Source organism: Moorella sp. E308F (assembly GCF_006538365.1).
Classification (GTDB): domain Bacteria; phylum Bacillota; class DSM-521; order Neomoorellales; family Neomoorellaceae; genus Neomoorella.
The window spans coordinates 1,096,573-1,112,855 of record NZ_BJKN01000002.1 but is presented as its reverse complement, the minus strand read 5'-3'; the positions used below and the strand labels follow the sequence as shown (position 1 = coordinate 1,112,855).

15 protein-coding genes are annotated in these 16,283 nt (G+C 56.5%); 14 read left to right on the top strand and 1 reads right to left on the bottom strand.

Annotation, left to right across the window (positions count from 1 at the left end):
- Positions 1 to 22: 22 nt before the first annotated feature.
- The 14 genes from hydE to E308F_RS11995 all read left to right on the top strand — a co-directional run bounded on the left by hydE (position 23) and on the right by E308F_RS11995 (position 15,687).
- Positions 23 to 1,075 carry a [FeFe] hydrogenase H-cluster radical SAM maturase HydE gene (hydE, locus tag E308F_RS12060; protein ID WP_141265120.1) on the top strand — a complete coding sequence of 351 codons (1,053 nt, stop codon included), beginning with the start codon at positions 23 to 25 and terminating at the stop codon, positions 1,073 to 1,075.
- Between the two features lie 144 nt (positions 1,076 to 1,219).
- The gene (gene hydG, locus E308F_RS12055; protein WP_141265119.1) at positions 1,220 to 2,623 is read left to right on the top strand and encodes a [FeFe] hydrogenase H-cluster radical SAM maturase HydG; all 1,404 of its coding nucleotides are present in this window, start codon (positions 1,220 to 1,222) and stop codon (positions 2,621 to 2,623) included.
- An 886-nt stretch (positions 2,624 to 3,509) separates the two neighbouring features.
- Positions 3,510 to 4,712, top strand: a complete 1,203-nt coding sequence (locus E308F_RS12050; RefSeq protein WP_141265118.1) for an iron-containing alcohol dehydrogenase — start codon at positions 3,510 to 3,512, stop codon at positions 4,710 to 4,712.
- Positions 4,713 to 5,224: 512 nt separating this feature from the next.
- On the top strand, positions 5,225 to 5,782 hold the full coding sequence (locus tag E308F_RS16235; protein ID WP_216364528.1) for a hypothetical protein: 558 nt from the start codon (positions 5,225 to 5,227) through the stop codon (positions 5,780 to 5,782).
- A 16-nt stretch (positions 5,783 to 5,798) separates the two neighbouring features.
- A complete protein-coding gene (locus tag E308F_RS12040) occupies positions 5,799 to 6,206 on the top strand; it encodes an ATP-binding protein (RefSeq protein WP_141265284.1) in 408 nt (135 codons plus the stop codon).
- A gap of 13 nt (positions 6,207 to 6,219) precedes the next feature.
- A complete protein-coding gene (locus tag E308F_RS12035) occupies positions 6,220 to 7,539 on the top strand; it encodes a [Fe-Fe] hydrogenase large subunit C-terminal domain-containing protein (protein ID WP_141265117.1) in 1,320 nt (439 codons plus the stop codon).
- Positions 7,517 to 7,855, top strand: coding sequence for a DRTGG domain-containing protein (locus E308F_RS12030; RefSeq protein ID WP_141265116.1), 339 nt, complete (start codon positions 7,517 to 7,519; stop codon positions 7,853 to 7,855). The genes E308F_RS12035 and E308F_RS12030 overlap by 23 nt, the downstream gene beginning before the upstream one ends.
- A 13-nt stretch (positions 7,856 to 7,868) precedes the next feature.
- Positions 7,869 to 8,627, top strand: a complete 759-nt coding sequence (locus E308F_RS12025; RefSeq protein ID WP_141265115.1) for a PHP domain-containing protein — start codon at positions 7,869 to 7,871, stop codon at positions 8,625 to 8,627.
- A gap of 61 nt (positions 8,628 to 8,688) precedes the next feature.
- Positions 8,689 to 9,162, top strand: coding sequence for a complex I 24 kDa subunit family protein (locus E308F_RS12020; protein ID WP_141265114.1), 474 nt, complete (start codon positions 8,689 to 8,691; stop codon positions 9,160 to 9,162).
- Between the two features lie 5 nt (positions 9,163 to 9,167).
- On the top strand, positions 9,168 to 9,722 hold the full coding sequence (locus E308F_RS12015) for an ATP-binding protein (protein WP_141265113.1): 555 nt from the start codon (positions 9,168 to 9,170) through the stop codon (positions 9,720 to 9,722).
- On the top strand, positions 9,722 to 10,090 hold the full coding sequence (locus tag E308F_RS12010; RefSeq protein ID WP_054937076.1) for a (2Fe-2S) ferredoxin domain-containing protein: 369 nt from the start codon (positions 9,722 to 9,724) through the stop codon (positions 10,088 to 10,090). The genes E308F_RS12015 and E308F_RS12010 overlap by 1 nt, the downstream gene beginning before the upstream one ends.
- Complete coding sequence (gene nuoF / locus E308F_RS12005; RefSeq protein ID WP_141265112.1) at positions 10,091 to 13,126, top strand: NADH-quinone oxidoreductase subunit NuoF; 3,036 nt, start codon at positions 10,091 to 10,093, stop codon at positions 13,124 to 13,126. It begins immediately after the preceding gene.
- Positions 13,127 to 13,149: 23 nt separating this feature from the next.
- Positions 13,150 to 14,871 carry an NADH-dependent [FeFe] hydrogenase, group A6 gene (locus E308F_RS12000; protein ID WP_141265111.1) on the top strand — a complete coding sequence of 574 codons (1,722 nt, stop codon included), beginning with the start codon at positions 13,150 to 13,152 and terminating at the stop codon, positions 14,869 to 14,871.
- 198 nt (positions 14,872 to 15,069) lie between these two features.
- Positions 15,070 to 15,687, top strand: a complete 618-nt coding sequence (locus tag E308F_RS11995) for an SGNH/GDSL hydrolase family protein (protein ID WP_172613564.1) — start codon at positions 15,070 to 15,072, stop codon at positions 15,685 to 15,687.
- A gap of 13 nt (positions 15,688 to 15,700) precedes the next feature.
- Here the strand turns inward: E308F_RS11995 and E308F_RS11990 are convergent, their stop codons facing one another.
- Positions 15,701 to 16,168, bottom strand: coding sequence for a helix-turn-helix domain-containing protein (locus E308F_RS11990; protein ID WP_141265110.1), 468 nt, complete (start codon positions 16,166 to 16,168; stop codon positions 15,701 to 15,703).
- Positions 16,169 to 16,283: the final 115 nt, after the last annotated feature.

Here is a 16,283-nt window from a genome sequence, read left to right as displayed (position 1 = left end):
GAAATGGAAGGAGGTTATTGCCGTGCGACGGGAATTTGCCTGCAGCCTGGAGCGGGCCGCTGCCGGAGAAGAACTCACCAAGGCAGACATCATGAACCTGCTGGCCGCAGACACCGGGGCGGAAGAAGAAGCCCTCTACCGGCTGGCGGACGGCGTCCGCGCCCGGGTAGCCGGGGAGGAAGTCCACCTGCGCGGCGTCATCGAGTTCTCCAATTACTGCCGCCGCCACTGTTATTACTGCGGCCTGCGGGCTGACAATGTGAAATTGCAGCGGTACCGCTTAATGCCAGAAGATATCGTTGCTGCCGCCAGGCGCGGGGCGGAGCTGGGTTATGGGACCATCGTCCTCCAGTCGGGGGAAGACCCCTGGTATACAGGCCCGATGCTGGCAGGAATAATCAGGGAAATAAAAAAGCTGGGGGTAGCCGTAACTTTATGCGCCGGGGAGAGGACGAGGGATGAATACGCTATGTGGCGGGAGGCCGGGGCCGACCGCTACCTCCTGAAACATGAGACGGCCAATGAAAACCTCTACGCCCGCCTCCACCCCGGTATGAGCTGGGAGGAGCGCCTCCAGTGCCTCCAGTGGCTGCGGGAGCTGGGCTACCAGGTAGGTTCCGGCAACATTATCGGCCTGCCGGGTCAGACCCTGGAGGACCTGGCTGATGATTTAATCCTCCTGCGGCAGCTGGACGTGGAAATGGCAGGTTTGGGCCCCTTTATCCCCCATCCGGCAACGCCCCTGGGCGGGGAACCGGCGGGGAGCCTGGACCTCACTTACCGGGTGGTAGCTACCGCTCGACTGGTCATACCATACGCCCATTTGCCGGCAACTACCGCGGTGGGCACACTGGCCCCCAATGGCCGCCAGCTCGCCCTGCAACGGGGGGCGAACGTCATTATGCCTAACCTGACGCCGACCAAATACCGGTCCAATTATCAAATCTACCCCAATAAGATTTGCGTCAACGAAGGCCCGGAAGACTGCCGCTACTGCCTGGAAGGCATGGTGCGCGCTTTAGGGCGGCGGCTGGGGCGGGGACCGGGACACACCTTGAAGCCCCTCCCGGCTTAGTGGGTGGCGGTAGCCACGAATTGGAAAAGATATCAGCACGGCTTTATTTAATATACGTTCGTAAAACGATGTGAAAGAGGAGTAAAAGCAGAGAAGGTCCGGTTAAACGTTTAAGTATCATTAAACGGAATGGGGGAATTTTCCATGCAGTACGGTTATCGTGCCGACTTTATTAAGCATGAAGAGATAGAAGGCTACCTGGAAGAAGCCAAGCGGGCAACGAGGGACGAGGCTGCCCGCATCGTCGCAAAGGCGCGGGAAGCGAAGGGACTGGAACCCTACGAAGTAGCCGTTTTGCTCCAGAACGACGATACGGGCGTGCGCCGGCAGATGTTTGCCGCCGCCCGGGAAATAAAAGAAAAGATTTACGGTCGGCGCATGGTCCTCTTTGCTCCCCTTTACTTCAGCGACTACTGCGTTAACAACTGCCGTTACTGCGGCTACCGGCGGGAAAACAAATTTGAACGCCGTCGCCTGGAACCGGCGGAACTGGAGCGGGAGGTACGCATTTTAGAGTCCCTGGGGCATAAACGCCTGGCCCTGGAAGCGGGGGAAGACCCGGTCCATTGCCCCCTGGACTACGTTCTGGATGTTATCAACCGCGTCTATCATATTACCGAGGCCAATGGTAATATCCGCCGGGTGAACGTCAACATTGCCGCCACTACTGTGGATGCTTACCGCCGGCTCAAAGAAGCCGGCATCGGCACCTATATTCTTTTCCAGGAAACCTACCACCGGCCGACTTACGCCTACATGCATCCCAGCGGTCCCAAAGCTGATTATGACTGGCACACCACCGCTATGGACCGGGCCATGGAAGGTGGCATCGACGACGTTGGCCTGGGGGTCCTCTTCGGTCTTTACGATTATAAATTTGAGGTGATGGGCCTGCTCTACCATGCCCGCCATCTGGAGCAAACCTTCGGCGTCGGGCCGCATACCATCTCCGTACCTCGCCTGCGGCCGGCGTATGGCATTAGTTTGGAAAACTTCCCATATCTGGTTAACGATGACGATTTCAAGAAGCTGGTGGCCATCATTCGTTTGGCCGTGCCCTATACCGGCATGATCATTTCTACGCGCGAGACGCCGGAACTCCGGGCCGAACTCCTGGCCCTCGGAATTTCCCAGCTCAGCGCCGGCTCCTGCACCGGTGTCGGCGGATACAGCCGCCACTATGCTGAAAACAGCGACGATGTGCCCCAGTTTGAAATCGGCGACCACCGGCACCCAGATGAAGTAATCCGCGACCTGTGCCAGCGTGGTTATCTACCCAGCTACTGCACGGCCTGTTATCGCCGCGGGCGTACAGGGGACCGTTTTATGGCCCTGGCCAAAACCGGCGAGATCCAGCATGTATGCCAGCCCAACGCCATCCTGACCTTTAAAGAATACCTGCTGGATTACGCCGGACCGGCCACCCGGGAAGCGGGAGAAGCGGCTATCAGGGAGCACCTGGCCCAGATACCTAGTGCTGCCATCCGGGCCGAAACCGAACGCCGCCTGGAGCGAATCGCTAGCGGCGAAAGGGATTTGTATTTTTAAATCCGCCTTCACTTAAACCTTACCCCCACCCTGGCAGGAGTGGGGGTTTTTATTATTGTGAGGCTCAACCTGAGGCCCGGCGTCCCAGGTGACCGGGGCTATCGTAGATTACCAATTTGCCAGGCGGTGCAGGATGTCGAATTACTGTAATGTTAGTAATCACCGCGGCATGGATCCATGATGGTCAGCCGCACGCTACTCCCTTATCTATTAACAGGACAGCTAGTGCTGGGGTCGGATGCGATTTTTGTACGGCAACCCAAACCTGGCGAGGACCGCAGATGAGGGCACAGGTACCTGAGGTTAGTAAGGAGCAAACGCAGAAAAGCGTTTAATTGTCCTAAGTTTATACCATCCTGGTTTGCCAGGGCTTTTTATAAAACTGAGGAACGGTATTTTAATATTCCGGCCAGGAATTCTTCGCCTGCCGGTGTCAGGGCCATCATCTTGCTCTTTGACGACTGCTACCGTCCGCGGGTGCACCATGTAAGCTCTCGGAAAGCCCCATAAACCTCCAGGGATAAACAGGGAATATGCTAGGAGGGGGCAACACACACTAATAATACCAAGAAGAACAATAAAAAATGCTTTAACAAACCAAGAAACCATTCATCAGGGAAAAAGTAATAAAAGTTGAGGCAAAAAAAGAATAGCAAAACTGACCCCTTAAAACCAATACTCCCTGGGGGTGAGGAGAAAAAATAAAGGCTCTCTTTAAGGGCTTGCATGGCAACGGTTGAGAATTTCCGAGAACCTACTAGAAACTTGAGAAGGTGATTTTTGATAAGAGATAGCGAGGCCTGGTGGTAGAAGTAAATCCAGTGATAGTACTTGTGGTTTAAATCCCATGAAAAAATACTAAGGTTAAGGAGGTTACGTTATTATTATGTTCTCAGTGCTCAAAGTGGTTCAGTACTATACTCCTCAAAAAGTAGTGTTTGGTGTAAATGCCGTAGACAATATTGGCCAGTATATCAAAGAAATGGGTATAAGCGGAAAGGCTATTATTGTAACTGATCCCGGGGTAGCTCAGGCGGGGATCGCTGATCGGGTAGTACAGGCCCTTAAGAAGGATGGATTTGAAGCAGCGGTTTTTGACCAGGGTAAACCCGAGCCGGATAATGTGGTCTGTGACCAAGCTGCTGACTTTGCCCGAAAGGAAGCTGGCAGCTTTGTAATTGGTCTGGGTGGCGGTAGTGCTATCGACATTGCTAAGGTGGTTGCTCAGCTCCTGGCGCTGCCGGGTAAAACCGAGGATTATCTGGTTAATACCACCTTCCCCAAAAAGGGTGCGCCTATTATTGCCGTCCCTACCACGTCCGGAACCGGTACCGAATGTACAATGTATTCTGTGGTAACCTTTGCTAAAGATAATATTAAGGGCTTCTTCGCCACACCGACCATCCTGCCGGATATGGCACTGGTGGATCCTACCCTGACTGTAAGTATGCCACCTAAAGTTACTGCTTCTACGGGTGCCGACGCCCTGTCGCATGCTATTGAGACGATGATGGCCAGGCAGGAAAACCCGCTTACTGACGCAATTGCTCTTAAGGCGGTGGAGTTCATAGCAGAGGCCCTACCGGTAGCTGTTTACGAAGGGGATAACCTGGAAGCTCGAGTCAAGATGGCTTATGCTTCAATGATGGCCGGCATGGCTTTTAATGATCCAGGTATCGTAGAGGGGCATGCTCTAGCGCATACTCTAGGTTCTGTATACCATGTACCGCATGGTGTTGGTTGTGCAGTAGCTCTGCCCTACGCGATGGAATATAACATGGGGCACGGTATGGAGAAGCTGGCTCGCATTGCCGTGGCTTTAGGTCAGAATACAGCTGGCATGAGCGTCCGTCAGGCTGCCCAGACTGCTATACGTGCGGTCAAACAGTTGCTGGAAGATGTTGGTCTTCCCACTACATGGGCAGCATTCGGTAAGAAGGAAGATATTCCAATATTAGCCAAAATGATGGTTGAGAGCCCATGGATTACTGCTTTTTACGGCTGGTCTAAGCGGCCGATGACCAAAGATGCGGCAGTAGAACTGCTGACCAGAAGTTATGAAGGCCGTCTTGGGGATAAACTGTATTAAATCTCAGGGCTTTGGGAGCAGGTGAGAAAGTTTTTTGCCCCCTGCTCCCTTCCCCTGCGATGTTAATTATGTTTTGGAGGTGACCACGCATGTCTAAGGTGCTGGTGGGACGTTAATACTGACTGCGGATTTATACTTCTAGCAAGGATACGGCCTGAGGCTTAAACGGCCTCCACCCTACTCCGCTTTCGCTCCGTGGCTCCCCTCCATTAAATCCTCGGCCCGGCCTGACGGGCCATCCTTGCCTTATATCCAAAAAGCAAAATGCCAAAAAAATGGACAATGATGTACAATAAAATGTATGGTTAATAAGAATTTTATAAGACCTAGCAGGAAAATTAAAATTCATGGCGAATAAAAACCACATATGAACTATCACAAAAGGACTTTACAATGAAAGTGAATGAGCGCGCTATTACTGAAATGAAAAAGAAACAGGCAGGGGCTTATTGAAGGCCTGTTATTTTTGCTAGCTATTGTGAAGCAATTCACCATCAGGGGGTTCGGACCCGGTGAAACTCCGGGAAGTTCAGGCGATTCTGGAAGCTGAGGTCTTTACCGGTGCTGATAAACTGGACCTGGAAGTAGAAGCCGGTTTTGGTTCCGACCTGATGAGCGACGTCCTGGCCTTTGCCTGCGGGCGGGTTCTCCTACTGACAGGTTTGACCAATACCCATGTTCTCCATACCGCAGCCATGATCGACGCCGTGGCCATCGTCTTCGTCCGGGGGAAGAGGCCGGATGAAAACCTTATCGAGGCTGCTGCAGGCATGGGCCTACCTCTCTTGGGCACCAGGTTATTGATGTATGACAGCTGCGGCCGCCTTTTCCAGGCAGGGCTGAAAGGCTGTTCCAGGGAGGTGGGTGATGACCAGGTCGCTACCTTAAGCTGGGAAAGTGAGAAAACGCAGGAGGGGAAAAAAGCTGGTACGATACCGTATGGCGCCATGCCGGCGGGAGGGGAGAGGACAATGGAGGGATGCTGCGAGGAAGGGCTTCAACAGGTAGGAGTTACTGGAGAGACAAGGAAGCCTGCCTGGACTAGCCGGAGTGGTTGCCTTGAAAGATAATATACCGTCCCTGGAAATGTCTTTTCCCGTTCGGGCGCGGGATTTCCTGGCAGGCGGGGACGGGGCGGCGCGCATCCGCCAGGTCCTGCAACAGGTAGGGTTTCCACCGGCGATTATCCGGCGGGTGGCCATTGCCGCCTATGAGGCGGAAATGAATATAGTTATCCACTCGGAGGGCGGGGAACTGAAAGCGCAGATAACACCTGGGGTTATCACCATTACCGCCCGTGATACCGGCCCGGGGATACCTGATATTGACCTGGCCATGCAGGAAGGCTATTCTACCGCTCCGCGGGAGATCCAGGAGATGGGTTTCGGTGCCGGTATGGGACTGCCCAATATCCGCCGCTGTGCCGATGAACTGGAAATAAAGTCGGCGCCGGGTCAGGGTACTACCGTTAACATAATTATTTATAATCGCTGAAGGCGGTGGCGCGGTGGGTTATTTCCATTCCGTACACCTGGAAGAGGATAAATGTAAAGGCTGTACCAACTGTATCAAACACTGCCCTACAGAAGCCATCCGGGTACGGGAAGGCAAGGCGCGTATTATCCAGGAGCGCTGCATTGACTGCGGCGAGTGTATTCGCATTTGCCCTAACCATGCCAAGATCGCCGTGGGCGATGATCTGACGGCTCTGGCTGCCTATAGCTACCGGATCGCCCTGCCCGCTCCAGCCATAATCTCGCAGTTTGCCGGTCAGGCGGACCTGGAACATATCCTGGGTGCCCTGGTAGCCGTGGGATTTGATGCCGTTTACGAAGTGGCCCTGGCGGCGGAAATAGTAGCCCGGGCAATCAGGCGGTACCTGGATGATTATAGGGGGAAAAGGCCGCTCATTTCCCCGGCCTGCCCGGCGGTGGTGGGCTTGATCCAGGTGCGTTTCCCTTCCCTGGTAGAGCAGATTTTACCCCTGGCCACCCCTGTGGATGTGGCCGCAAGATTGGCCCGAGAAGAAGCGATGGAGGCAACCGGGTTACCTTCGCAAGCCATTGGCACCTTCTTTATTTCCCCTTGCCCGGCCAAGATTACGGCTGCGCGCCAGCCTCAAGGTGGACTGCCGGGCCCTGATAGAGTCATTCCCCTGGCCGCCATATATGGTGATATCCGTCAGCGCTTGGCTACCGCTGTACCTTATCCCTCCCGTGCTGGAGCTGCCGGTTACGGGTGGGGCCACAGCGGTGGCGAGAATGCCAGCATTGGCGGCCGGCGTTTACTGGAAGTAGATGGTATCCACCACGTCATTGAGGTCTTCACCCGTATTGAAGCGGGCGACTTCGAGGACATTGAGTATATTGAAGCCCAGGCCTGCCCCGGCGGTTGTGTCGGTGGCGCCCTCATGGTGCACAACCCTTACCTGGCGAGGTTAGAGCTGAGGCAACTCGCCCGCGGCCTGCCGCCCAGACCCGCAAACCTGCCGGAAGCAGGCGCCAGCCTGGTCGCGGCTCCGGTACAGCCACGGCCGTCCCTCCAGCTGGATACCGACTTGGCCACCGCTATCGAAAAGATGCAACGCCTGGAAGCCACCCAGGCTATGCTTCCCGGTTTGGATTGCGGCTCCTGTGGCTCGCCCAGCTGCCGCGCCCTGGCTGAGGATATTGTCCGGGAGGAAGCCCAGGATACCGACTGCGTCTTCGTTCTTCGCGACCGGGTGCGAGTCCTGGCAGAAGAAGTGGTGGAACTGGCGCGGAAACTGCCGCCGTCCATGGCCCAACCGGAAAGGAGAAATAGAGATGAAACTCCGGGAAATAGTTGAACGCTTGAATTTGCAGGTTTTGGCAGGAGAGAAGGTCCTGGACAGGGAGGTTAGTACCGGCTACTGTTCTGACTTGATAAGCGATTTTATGGCCAATGGAACACCCGGATGCCTCTGGCTGACTCTCCAGACGCACATGAATGTAGTGGCCGTGGCCCTCCTGACCGGGGCGGCCGGGGTGGTGTTCACTGGAGGGCGGGGAATCCCTCCGGAAGTCTGCCAGAAAGCTGAGGCGGAAGGATTACCTCTCCTGTATACACCTTACCATACCTTTGAAATAGCCGGGCGTTTATACCAGCTGTTATATGAGAAGTGAGAATTAGAATACTATGGCTCTTTATCGTGCCGACCTCCATATCCATACAGCTCTGTCACCCTGTGCCGGCGAGGAAATGACACCGCCACGGATTGTAGCCGCGGCTTTAAAAGCGGGGCTCCAGCTCATTGCTGTAACCGACCACAACAGCGCCGGCAATGTGGCTGCCGTCCAGGAAGCAGCCCGGGATACGGGGCTCATAGTCCTTGCCGGGTTGGAAGTCCAGACGAAGGAGGATGTGCACCTGGTTTGTCTTTTCGAAACGGCGGAGGAGGCTCTGGAGTGGCAGGCGGAAGTTTACCGTCACCTCCCTGCTGGAGAAAACCGGGAAGATTATTTTGGCCTTCAGCTTCTTATGGATGCTGCTGGAAGAGAGATAGGCCGGGAAAAAAGGCTCCTCCTGGCCAGCACCGGCCTGGGGGTAGAGGAAGTGGCCGGGGAGGTAGCCAGGCGCGGCGGCTTATGCCTGCCGGCCCATGTGGACCGACCATCATACAGCCTGCTCGTCCACCTTGGGTTAATCCCACCTGGACTGCCGGTAGCGGCCCTGGAACTGGGCCTGCTTACCCCGGAGGCCGCCCGCAAGAAATTCCAAACCCTCGCCGGCTGGCCCCTGGTGGCGGCTTCTGATGCCCATTACTTACATGACATTGGCCGCCGGGTTACTGATTATGATTTAGAGGTGGTAAATATAACCGCGCTGGTCCATGCCATGCGGCAGCAACAATTTAAGGTGGTGATTGGTGGGGAAGAAGCAATTTCAGATAAATAGTACATTGAGTTCGGTATTTCGTTAATAAAAATGGGATTCCTTATTTTAAGGAGGTTTTACTATGGAAGCCTGTCAATGCGAAGCCAAATGGGAGGAACTCGATAAGATCATTGCCGCCCACCGCGGCCGGCCTTCTGACCTCATCGAAGTCCTCCACCAGGCCCAGGAGCTCATCGGCTACTTACCCCGTCAGGTTCAGGTGGCCATAGCCGACGGCCTGGGAGTGTCTCTGACGGAAGTCTACAGTGTCATCTCCTTCTACCACCATTTTACCGTCAAACCCAAGGGTAAATACCAGATATCCGTGTGTAAGGGTACGGCCTGCTACGTTAAGGGATCGCCGGAAATCTTGGAGCGCCTGGAAAAGGAGCTGGGCATTAAGGCCGGGGACAGCACCGACGACGGCAAGTTTTCCCTGGAGGTTGTCCGGTGTCTCGGCGCCTGCGGCTTGGGTCCGGTTATGACCGTCAACAAGCGCGCCCACGGCCTTCTAAAGCCTGATACGGCGGTGGCTGTATTAGAGCAGTATCAGTAAAAGCCATGGAAGAACTGGCCCTGCACATTCTTGATCTCCTGGAAAATGCCCTGGCTGCAGGGGCCCGTCATATTCTCATTACCATTGTCGAGGATGAGGACCGCGATCAGGTGACCATCGAAGTCCAGGATGACGGCCGTGGAATGGGACCCGAAACCTTACAAAAGGTCCTGGACCCCTTTTACACTACCCGGACCACCAGAAAGGTAGGCTTGGGGTTGCCCCTTTTGCAGGCTACGGCAGCCCAGTGTGGGGGTAAAGTTGCTCTGGAATCCCGGCCGGGCCAGGGGACCAGGGTGGCGGTAACAATGAAGCTGAGCCACCCGGACCTGCCGCCCTTAGGTGACATGGGAGCGACCATAGCCACCGCTTTGAGCCGGGAAGAACCGGTAGAGCTTGTTTATTACCACCGTCGGGGGCCAAAAGAATTCCATTTTTCTTCCGCCTGGTTGCAGCTTCACCTGGGCGAGGTACCTTTAAACTGTGGGCCGGTACTGGACTGGGTACAGCGCTACATCAATAAAGGACTGGCAGAATTGTTCGGAGGTGAAGGCAAGTGATCAAGTCCCTGGAAGAACTGCAAAAGATCAAGGAAACCCAGCTGGAAGCCATCCGCCTGCGGGAGGCGGATCAAAAGGCAAAGATCGTTGTCGGTATGGGCACCTGCGGGATTGCCGCGGGCGCGCGGGAGGTTATGAGCGCTATTCTTGACGAGCTGGGCAAGCGCCGCCTTACCAATGTAGCCGTCACCCAGACGGGATGCATTGGCCTCTGCGCCCAGGAACCCCTGGTGGATGTTATCTTGCCAGGGAAGCCGCGGGTGACCTACGGCAAGGTGGATGCCAATAAAGCGAGGCAGATTGTCGCCCAGCATGTAGTTAACGGGATTGTAATCAGCGAATGGGTTGTTAACAGGGGGGAAGAGTAAATGGAATTTTATCGTGCCCACGTCCTGGTCTGCGCCGGTACCGGCTGTACGGCCTCAGAGAGCCCAGCGACTAAAGAGGCCCTCATCCGGGAACTGAAGGCCCGCGGCCTAGATAAGGAAATTCAGGTCGTCGATACCGGGTGTTTCGGTTTCTGTCGCTTTGGCCCCAATATGATGGTTTACCCGGAGGGGGTTTTCTACACCCAGGTCCACCCGGAGGATGTCCCGGAACTGGTGGAAGAGCACTTTATCAAGGGCCGGGTGCTGGAGCGCAAGCTCTACAAGCAGCCGGAGACGGAAGCTGCCGTCAAGGCCTTTGAAGAGATTCCTTTCTTCAAGCACCAGGTGCGCATCGCCCTGCGCAACTGCGGTCTCATTAATCCCGAATCCATTGATGAATATATTGCCCGCGACGGCTACCAGGCCCTGGGAAAAGTCCTGACTACCATGACTCCCGGTGAAGTAATCGATGTGATCAAAAAGTCCGGCCTGCGCGGCCGGGGCGGCGGCGGGTTCCCCACCGGCCTCAAATGGGAGTTTGCCCACCGCTCACCGGGACCGGTTAAGTATATCGTCTGCAATGCCGACGAGGGCGACCCGGGGGCCTTTATGGACCGCAGTATCCTGGAAGGCGATCCCCATGCCGTCCTGGAGGGACTCGCCATCGGGGGTTACGCCATCGGTGCCAGCCAGGGTTATATATATGTGCGCGCTGAATACCCGATTGCCGTGAACCGCTTGAAGATAGCCATCCAGCAGGCACGGGAGAAGGGACTCCTGGGCAAGAACCTCTTTAATTCCGGCTTTGATTTTGACATCGATATCCGCCTGGGCGCCGGCGCCTTTGTCTGCGGCGAAGAAACGGCATTGCTGGCCTCCATCGAGGGGCGCCGGGGCGAACCGCGGCCGCGGCCGCCCTTCCCGGCCGTATCCGGTCTCTGGGGCAAACCCACGGTCATAAACAATGTCGAGACCCTGGCCAATATACCGACCATTATCCGCGAGGGCTGGGAATGGTTTGCCAGCATCGGTACCGAAAAGAGCAAGGGGACCAAGGTCTTCGCCCTGGCCGGGAAGATTAACAACAACGGCCTGGTGGAGATCCCCATGGGCACCTCCTTGGGAGAGGTTATCTACGACATCGGCGGCGGCATTCCCGACGGCAAGAAGTTCAAGGCGGCCCAGACGGGCGGGCCTTCGGGCGGCTGCATCCCGGCCGAATACTTGAACACCCCCATTGACTATGAATCCCTGACGGCCCTAGGCACCATTATGGGTTCCGGCGGGCTGATTATCATGGACGAAGATACCTGCATGGTGGACCTGGCCAAGTTCTTCCTGGACTTTGTCAAAGACGAGTCCTGCGGCAAGTGTACTCCCTGCCGCATCGGCACCACCCGCATGCTGGAGATCCTGGACCGTATTTCCAAAGGCCAGGGTAAAGAAGAAGACCTCGACCTGCTGGTGGAGCTGGGCCAGCAGATCAAGGACACGGCCCTCTGCGGGCTGGGCCAGACAGCACCCAACCCGGTTCTGAGCACCATTAAATACTTCCGGGATGAATACCTGGCCCACATCCGCGAGCACCGCTGCCCGGCCAGCGTCTGCGCGGCCCTCTTTAATTCGCCGTGCCAGAATACCTGCCCGGCCAACGTGGATGTGCCCATTTACATCGACCTCATCCGCCAGCGGCGCTTTGCCGAGGCCTACGAAGTTATCCGGCGGGAGAATCCTTTCCCGGTTGTTTGCGGCCGGGTTTGCAATCATCCCTGCGAGGGCAAGTGCAACCGGGCCAAGATCGACCAGCCCCTGGCCATTCGCGAGCTCAAGCGCTTTGCCGCCGATTATGCTATGAAGCTCAACGGCCAGCGGCCACGACCGGAAATTAAGCCGCCTAACGGGAAAAAGGTGGCTGTAATCGGCTCCGGCCCGGCGGGCCTGACGGCAGCCTACTACCTGGCCCTGAAGGGTTACAGCGTGACCGTCTTTGAAGCCCTGCCGGTGGCCGGCGGCATGATGGCCGTTGGCATCCCCGAGTACCGCCTGCCGAAGAAGACCCTCCAGGCGGAGATTGATACCATCCTGGAACTGGGTGTGGAGCTGCAGACCGGCAAGGCCCTGGGCCGCGATTTCAGCCTGGACGACCTCAAAGCCCGGGGGTATGAAGCCGTCTTTGTGGCTATCGGTGCCCATAAGGACCAGAAGCTCGGCGTACCGGGCGAGGAACTGGAAGGCGTTTATGCGGGAGCAACCTTCTTGCGGCAGCTTAACTTAGGCCAGGCACCGAACTTAAAGGATAAAGTGGTGGCCGTCATCGGTGGCGGTAATGTGGCCATGGACGCCGCCCGTTCTGCCCTGCGCCTGGGCGCGAAAGAGGTCCACATTATCTACCGGCGCCAGAAGGACGATATGCCGGCCCTGCGCGAGGAGGTCCACGAGGCGGAAAAAGAAGGCGTCAAAATCACCTGCCAGGCCAATCCGGTGGCCATCCTGGGCGAAAACGGCAGGGTTACGGCCATACGTTGCGCCCGCATGCGCATGGGTGAATTTGACCGCAGCGGCCGGCGGCGCCCCGTCCCAATCGAAGGGGCCGACTTCACTTTGCCCGTGGACGTGGTCATTGCGGCCATCGGCCAGGCGGTGGATCCGGAGAGTATCCCGGACGGCGTAGAAGTAAGCCGTGCCGGCACGATGGTGGCTGACAGCAAGACCGGAGCGACGAAGGTGCCCGGTGTCTTTGCCGGCGGCGACTGCGTGTCCGGGCCGGATACCGTCATCGGCGCCATTGCTGCCGGTAAGCGGGCGGCGGCGGCCATTGATAGATATCTCGGCGGCGACGGCGTGATTGTACCTGAGATGGAAATTAAACGCCAGCGGACAGCGCCGGTGATTGAAGAGAAGACGGCCCGGGAAGTGGCGGCAAGCCTTGACCTGGCAGAACGGCTGACGGGCTTTGCCGAGGTAGAACTGGGTTATGACCTTGAGGCCGCGGTAGCCGAGGCGTCCCGCTGCCTGCGCTGCGACGTGCGGGAATAGGCGGAAGATAGGAGGCGAAAAAAGTGAGCACCGTGAGATTGACCATTGACAATATACCGGTGGAAGTTGAGGCCGGAACGACGATTTTGAAAGCTGCCGAGAAGGCGGGCATCCACATTCCCACCCTCTGTTACCTGGAGGGCATCAACGAAATCGGCGCCTGCCGGGTCTGCGTGGTGGAAGTGGAAGGGGCCAGGAACCTGATGGCCTCCTGTGTGGCCCCGGTAGCCGATGGTATGGTGGTAAAGACCAACAGCCCGCGGGTCAGGATGGCGCGGCGCCTGAATGTGGAACTGCTCCTTTCCAACCACAAGATGGAGTGCCCCACCTGCATCCGCAACTTGAACTGCGAGCTGCAATCCCTGGCCCAGGAACTGGGGGTCCGGCAGATCCGCTTTGAGGGTAAAAAGAGCGAGTATCCTATAGATGATTCCACACCGGCTATTATCCGCGAGCCCGACAAGTGCATCCTCTGCCGCCGCTGCGTGGCCGTGTGCGAAAAGGTCCAGGGGGTAAAGGCCATCGCCCCCATGGGCCGCGGCTTTGATACCGTCATCGCCCCGGCCTTCCAGGATAAACTTCTGGACATTGCCTGCGTGGAGTGCGGCCAGTGCACCCTGGTGTGCCCGGTGGGGGCATTGTACGAAAAGGATTATACCAACGAGGTCTGGGCGGCCCTGGCCGATCCGGAAAAATTTGTCGTCGTCCAGACGGCGCCGGCTACCCGCGTGTCCATCGGCCAGGAATTCGGCCTGCCGCCGGGGAGCATCAATACCGGCCAGATGGTGGCGGCTTTAAGGCGGCTGGGCTTTGACCGGGTCTTCGACACCGACTTTTCCGCCGACCTGACCATTATGGAAGAGGGGTCCGAGTTTATTGAGCGCTTCACCAAGGGAGGCCCCCTGCCGTTAATTACCTCCTGCAGCCCGGGCTGGATCAAGTTCATGGAACATTTCTATCCTGAATTCATTCCCAACGTGTCAACCTGCAAATCGCCCCAGCAGATGTTCGGCGCCGTGGCCAAGACCTTCTATGCCCAAAAGGCGGGTATTGACCCGGCTAAAATGGTAGTAGTTTCCATCATGCCCTGCACCGCCAAGAAGTTCGAGTGCCAGCGGCCGGAGATGCGGGACAGCGGTTACCAGGACGTGGACTATGTCCTCACCACTCGCGAGCTGGCGCGGATGATCAGGGAAGCCGGGATTGACTTCCGGAACCTTCCGGAAGAGCAGTACGACGATCCTTTAGGCGAATCCACCGGCGCAGCGGTCATCTTCGGCGCCACCGGTGGGGTTATGGAGGCGGCCTTGCGCACCGCTTATGAGTTGATTACGGGGAAAACGCTGCCCTCCCTGGATTTCTATGATGTCCGGGGCCTTAAGGGTATTAAGGAAGCCACCGTGGATATCGAGGGCACCAAAGTCCGGGTGGCGGTGGCCCACAGCCTGGGCCATGCCCGGCAGCTTTTAGAGCGGGTTAAGGCCGGGGAGCAGTACCACTTCATTGAAATCATGTGCTGCCCCGGCGGCTGCATCGGCGGCGGCGGCCAGCCCATCCCGACCAACACCGAGATCAGGGAGCAGCGTATCAAGGGCATCTACCAGGCCGACGTCGAGATGCCTATCCGCAAGTCCCACGAGAACCCGTCTATCCAGGCCCTCTACCGCGAGTTCCTGGGCAAACCTTTGAGCGAAAAGTCCCATCATCTCCTTCATACCCATTACACGCCAAGGGGAAAATATTAGGGTGCGCGTAGACCTGGCTGGACCACCTTGTTTACTGTAAATGTTAAAAGAGGGATAGACCAGTGCGGTATCCTGCGGTCTAACCCTCTTTTATTATTGCCTTAATTTATACAAAGGAGTAAAATTCTACAGGGGCGGCCGCTGGAGTTTTACTCCCGGCCTTCCACTTATTACCATTAATTAAGTTGGGGTGCAATTATGAAAGCGCAAGAAGCAAAGGAAAAGATGAACAGGGTTGATCTCGTCGGTATAGGCGACAGCCTGACCTGGGGCTATCCCTTTGGCCCGGAGGCTTCATGGCTGGACCTGGCAGGCCGCGCCACCGGCCTGGTGGTGGTAAACCGTGGCATTAGCGGCGAAACCACGGGCGAAATGCTGGCCCGTTTCGACCAGGATGTTGTCCGGCTCGCCCCCCGGGCGGTGACCATTATGGGAGGAACCAACGACGCCTGGGCCGGATTGGCCGTTACGGAAGTAATCAATAATGTCCGGGCCATGGTGGATAAGGCCCTGCGGTCCGGTATCCAGCCGGTAATGGCCTTGCCGCCGCCCCTCTGCCAGACGGGTTCAGATATCCCCTTATCTTTCCTGGAGAAGATGGCCGCGCTGCTTGCGGCTTATCGCGACGCCTGCCGGGACCTGGCCCTGTCCAGGGGTTTAAAGCTTCTTGACTTTTTTACCCCTCTCCTGGACCCGGCCACCGGCTGGGGCCGGAAGGAATACTTCGTCGACGACGCCCATCCCAGCCGCCCGGGTTACCAGGTCATGGCCGGGGTGGCGGTCCCTTTGTTCCGGCAGCTAAAACAGCAAGCCTGATTAAACCGGTGCTTCATTTTTTATCATTATTGTGAAGGGTCGGCAGGTCTGGAGCACCGGGCTGGCATAGTTCTACCCTTTCTTTTTCTATATCCTGCAAGGCCTGATACCAGTACTGGGCCAGTTTTGCTTTCTCCTGAGGTGTCAGTTCAGAAAGGCGCTTAAATAAATCTGCAAACAGGGGATCGGCAAGAAAAGTCCTGCCGCCAGGCTCCTGGAGAAAAAAGGTTGTTTTTCGCTGCTTTTCATCCTGGGGTTCATAAGATATTGGATGGGGAGAATCAACCCGCCCCAGAAGAAAATCGACGGATACCTTAAAAAAATCCGCCAGCTTCTGCAAAGTTTCGGCATCGGGGGAACGCTTATTCCTTTCATACATAGCAATGGTGCTCTGACCCATGTTGAGCCGGCGGGCCATTTCGGCCTGGGTTAAGGCTTTTTCTTTACGTAAAGCTGCTAATCTTTCGCCAAGGGTTTTCATGATAGACCCCCAGTTGACTTATAAGCTAAAAGATTTAACAACAATAATTTCGTTCATGTAGTTCAGCTAACTACTGCCAATTTAACACTCTTTGTGATAGCAAACAATATTATAT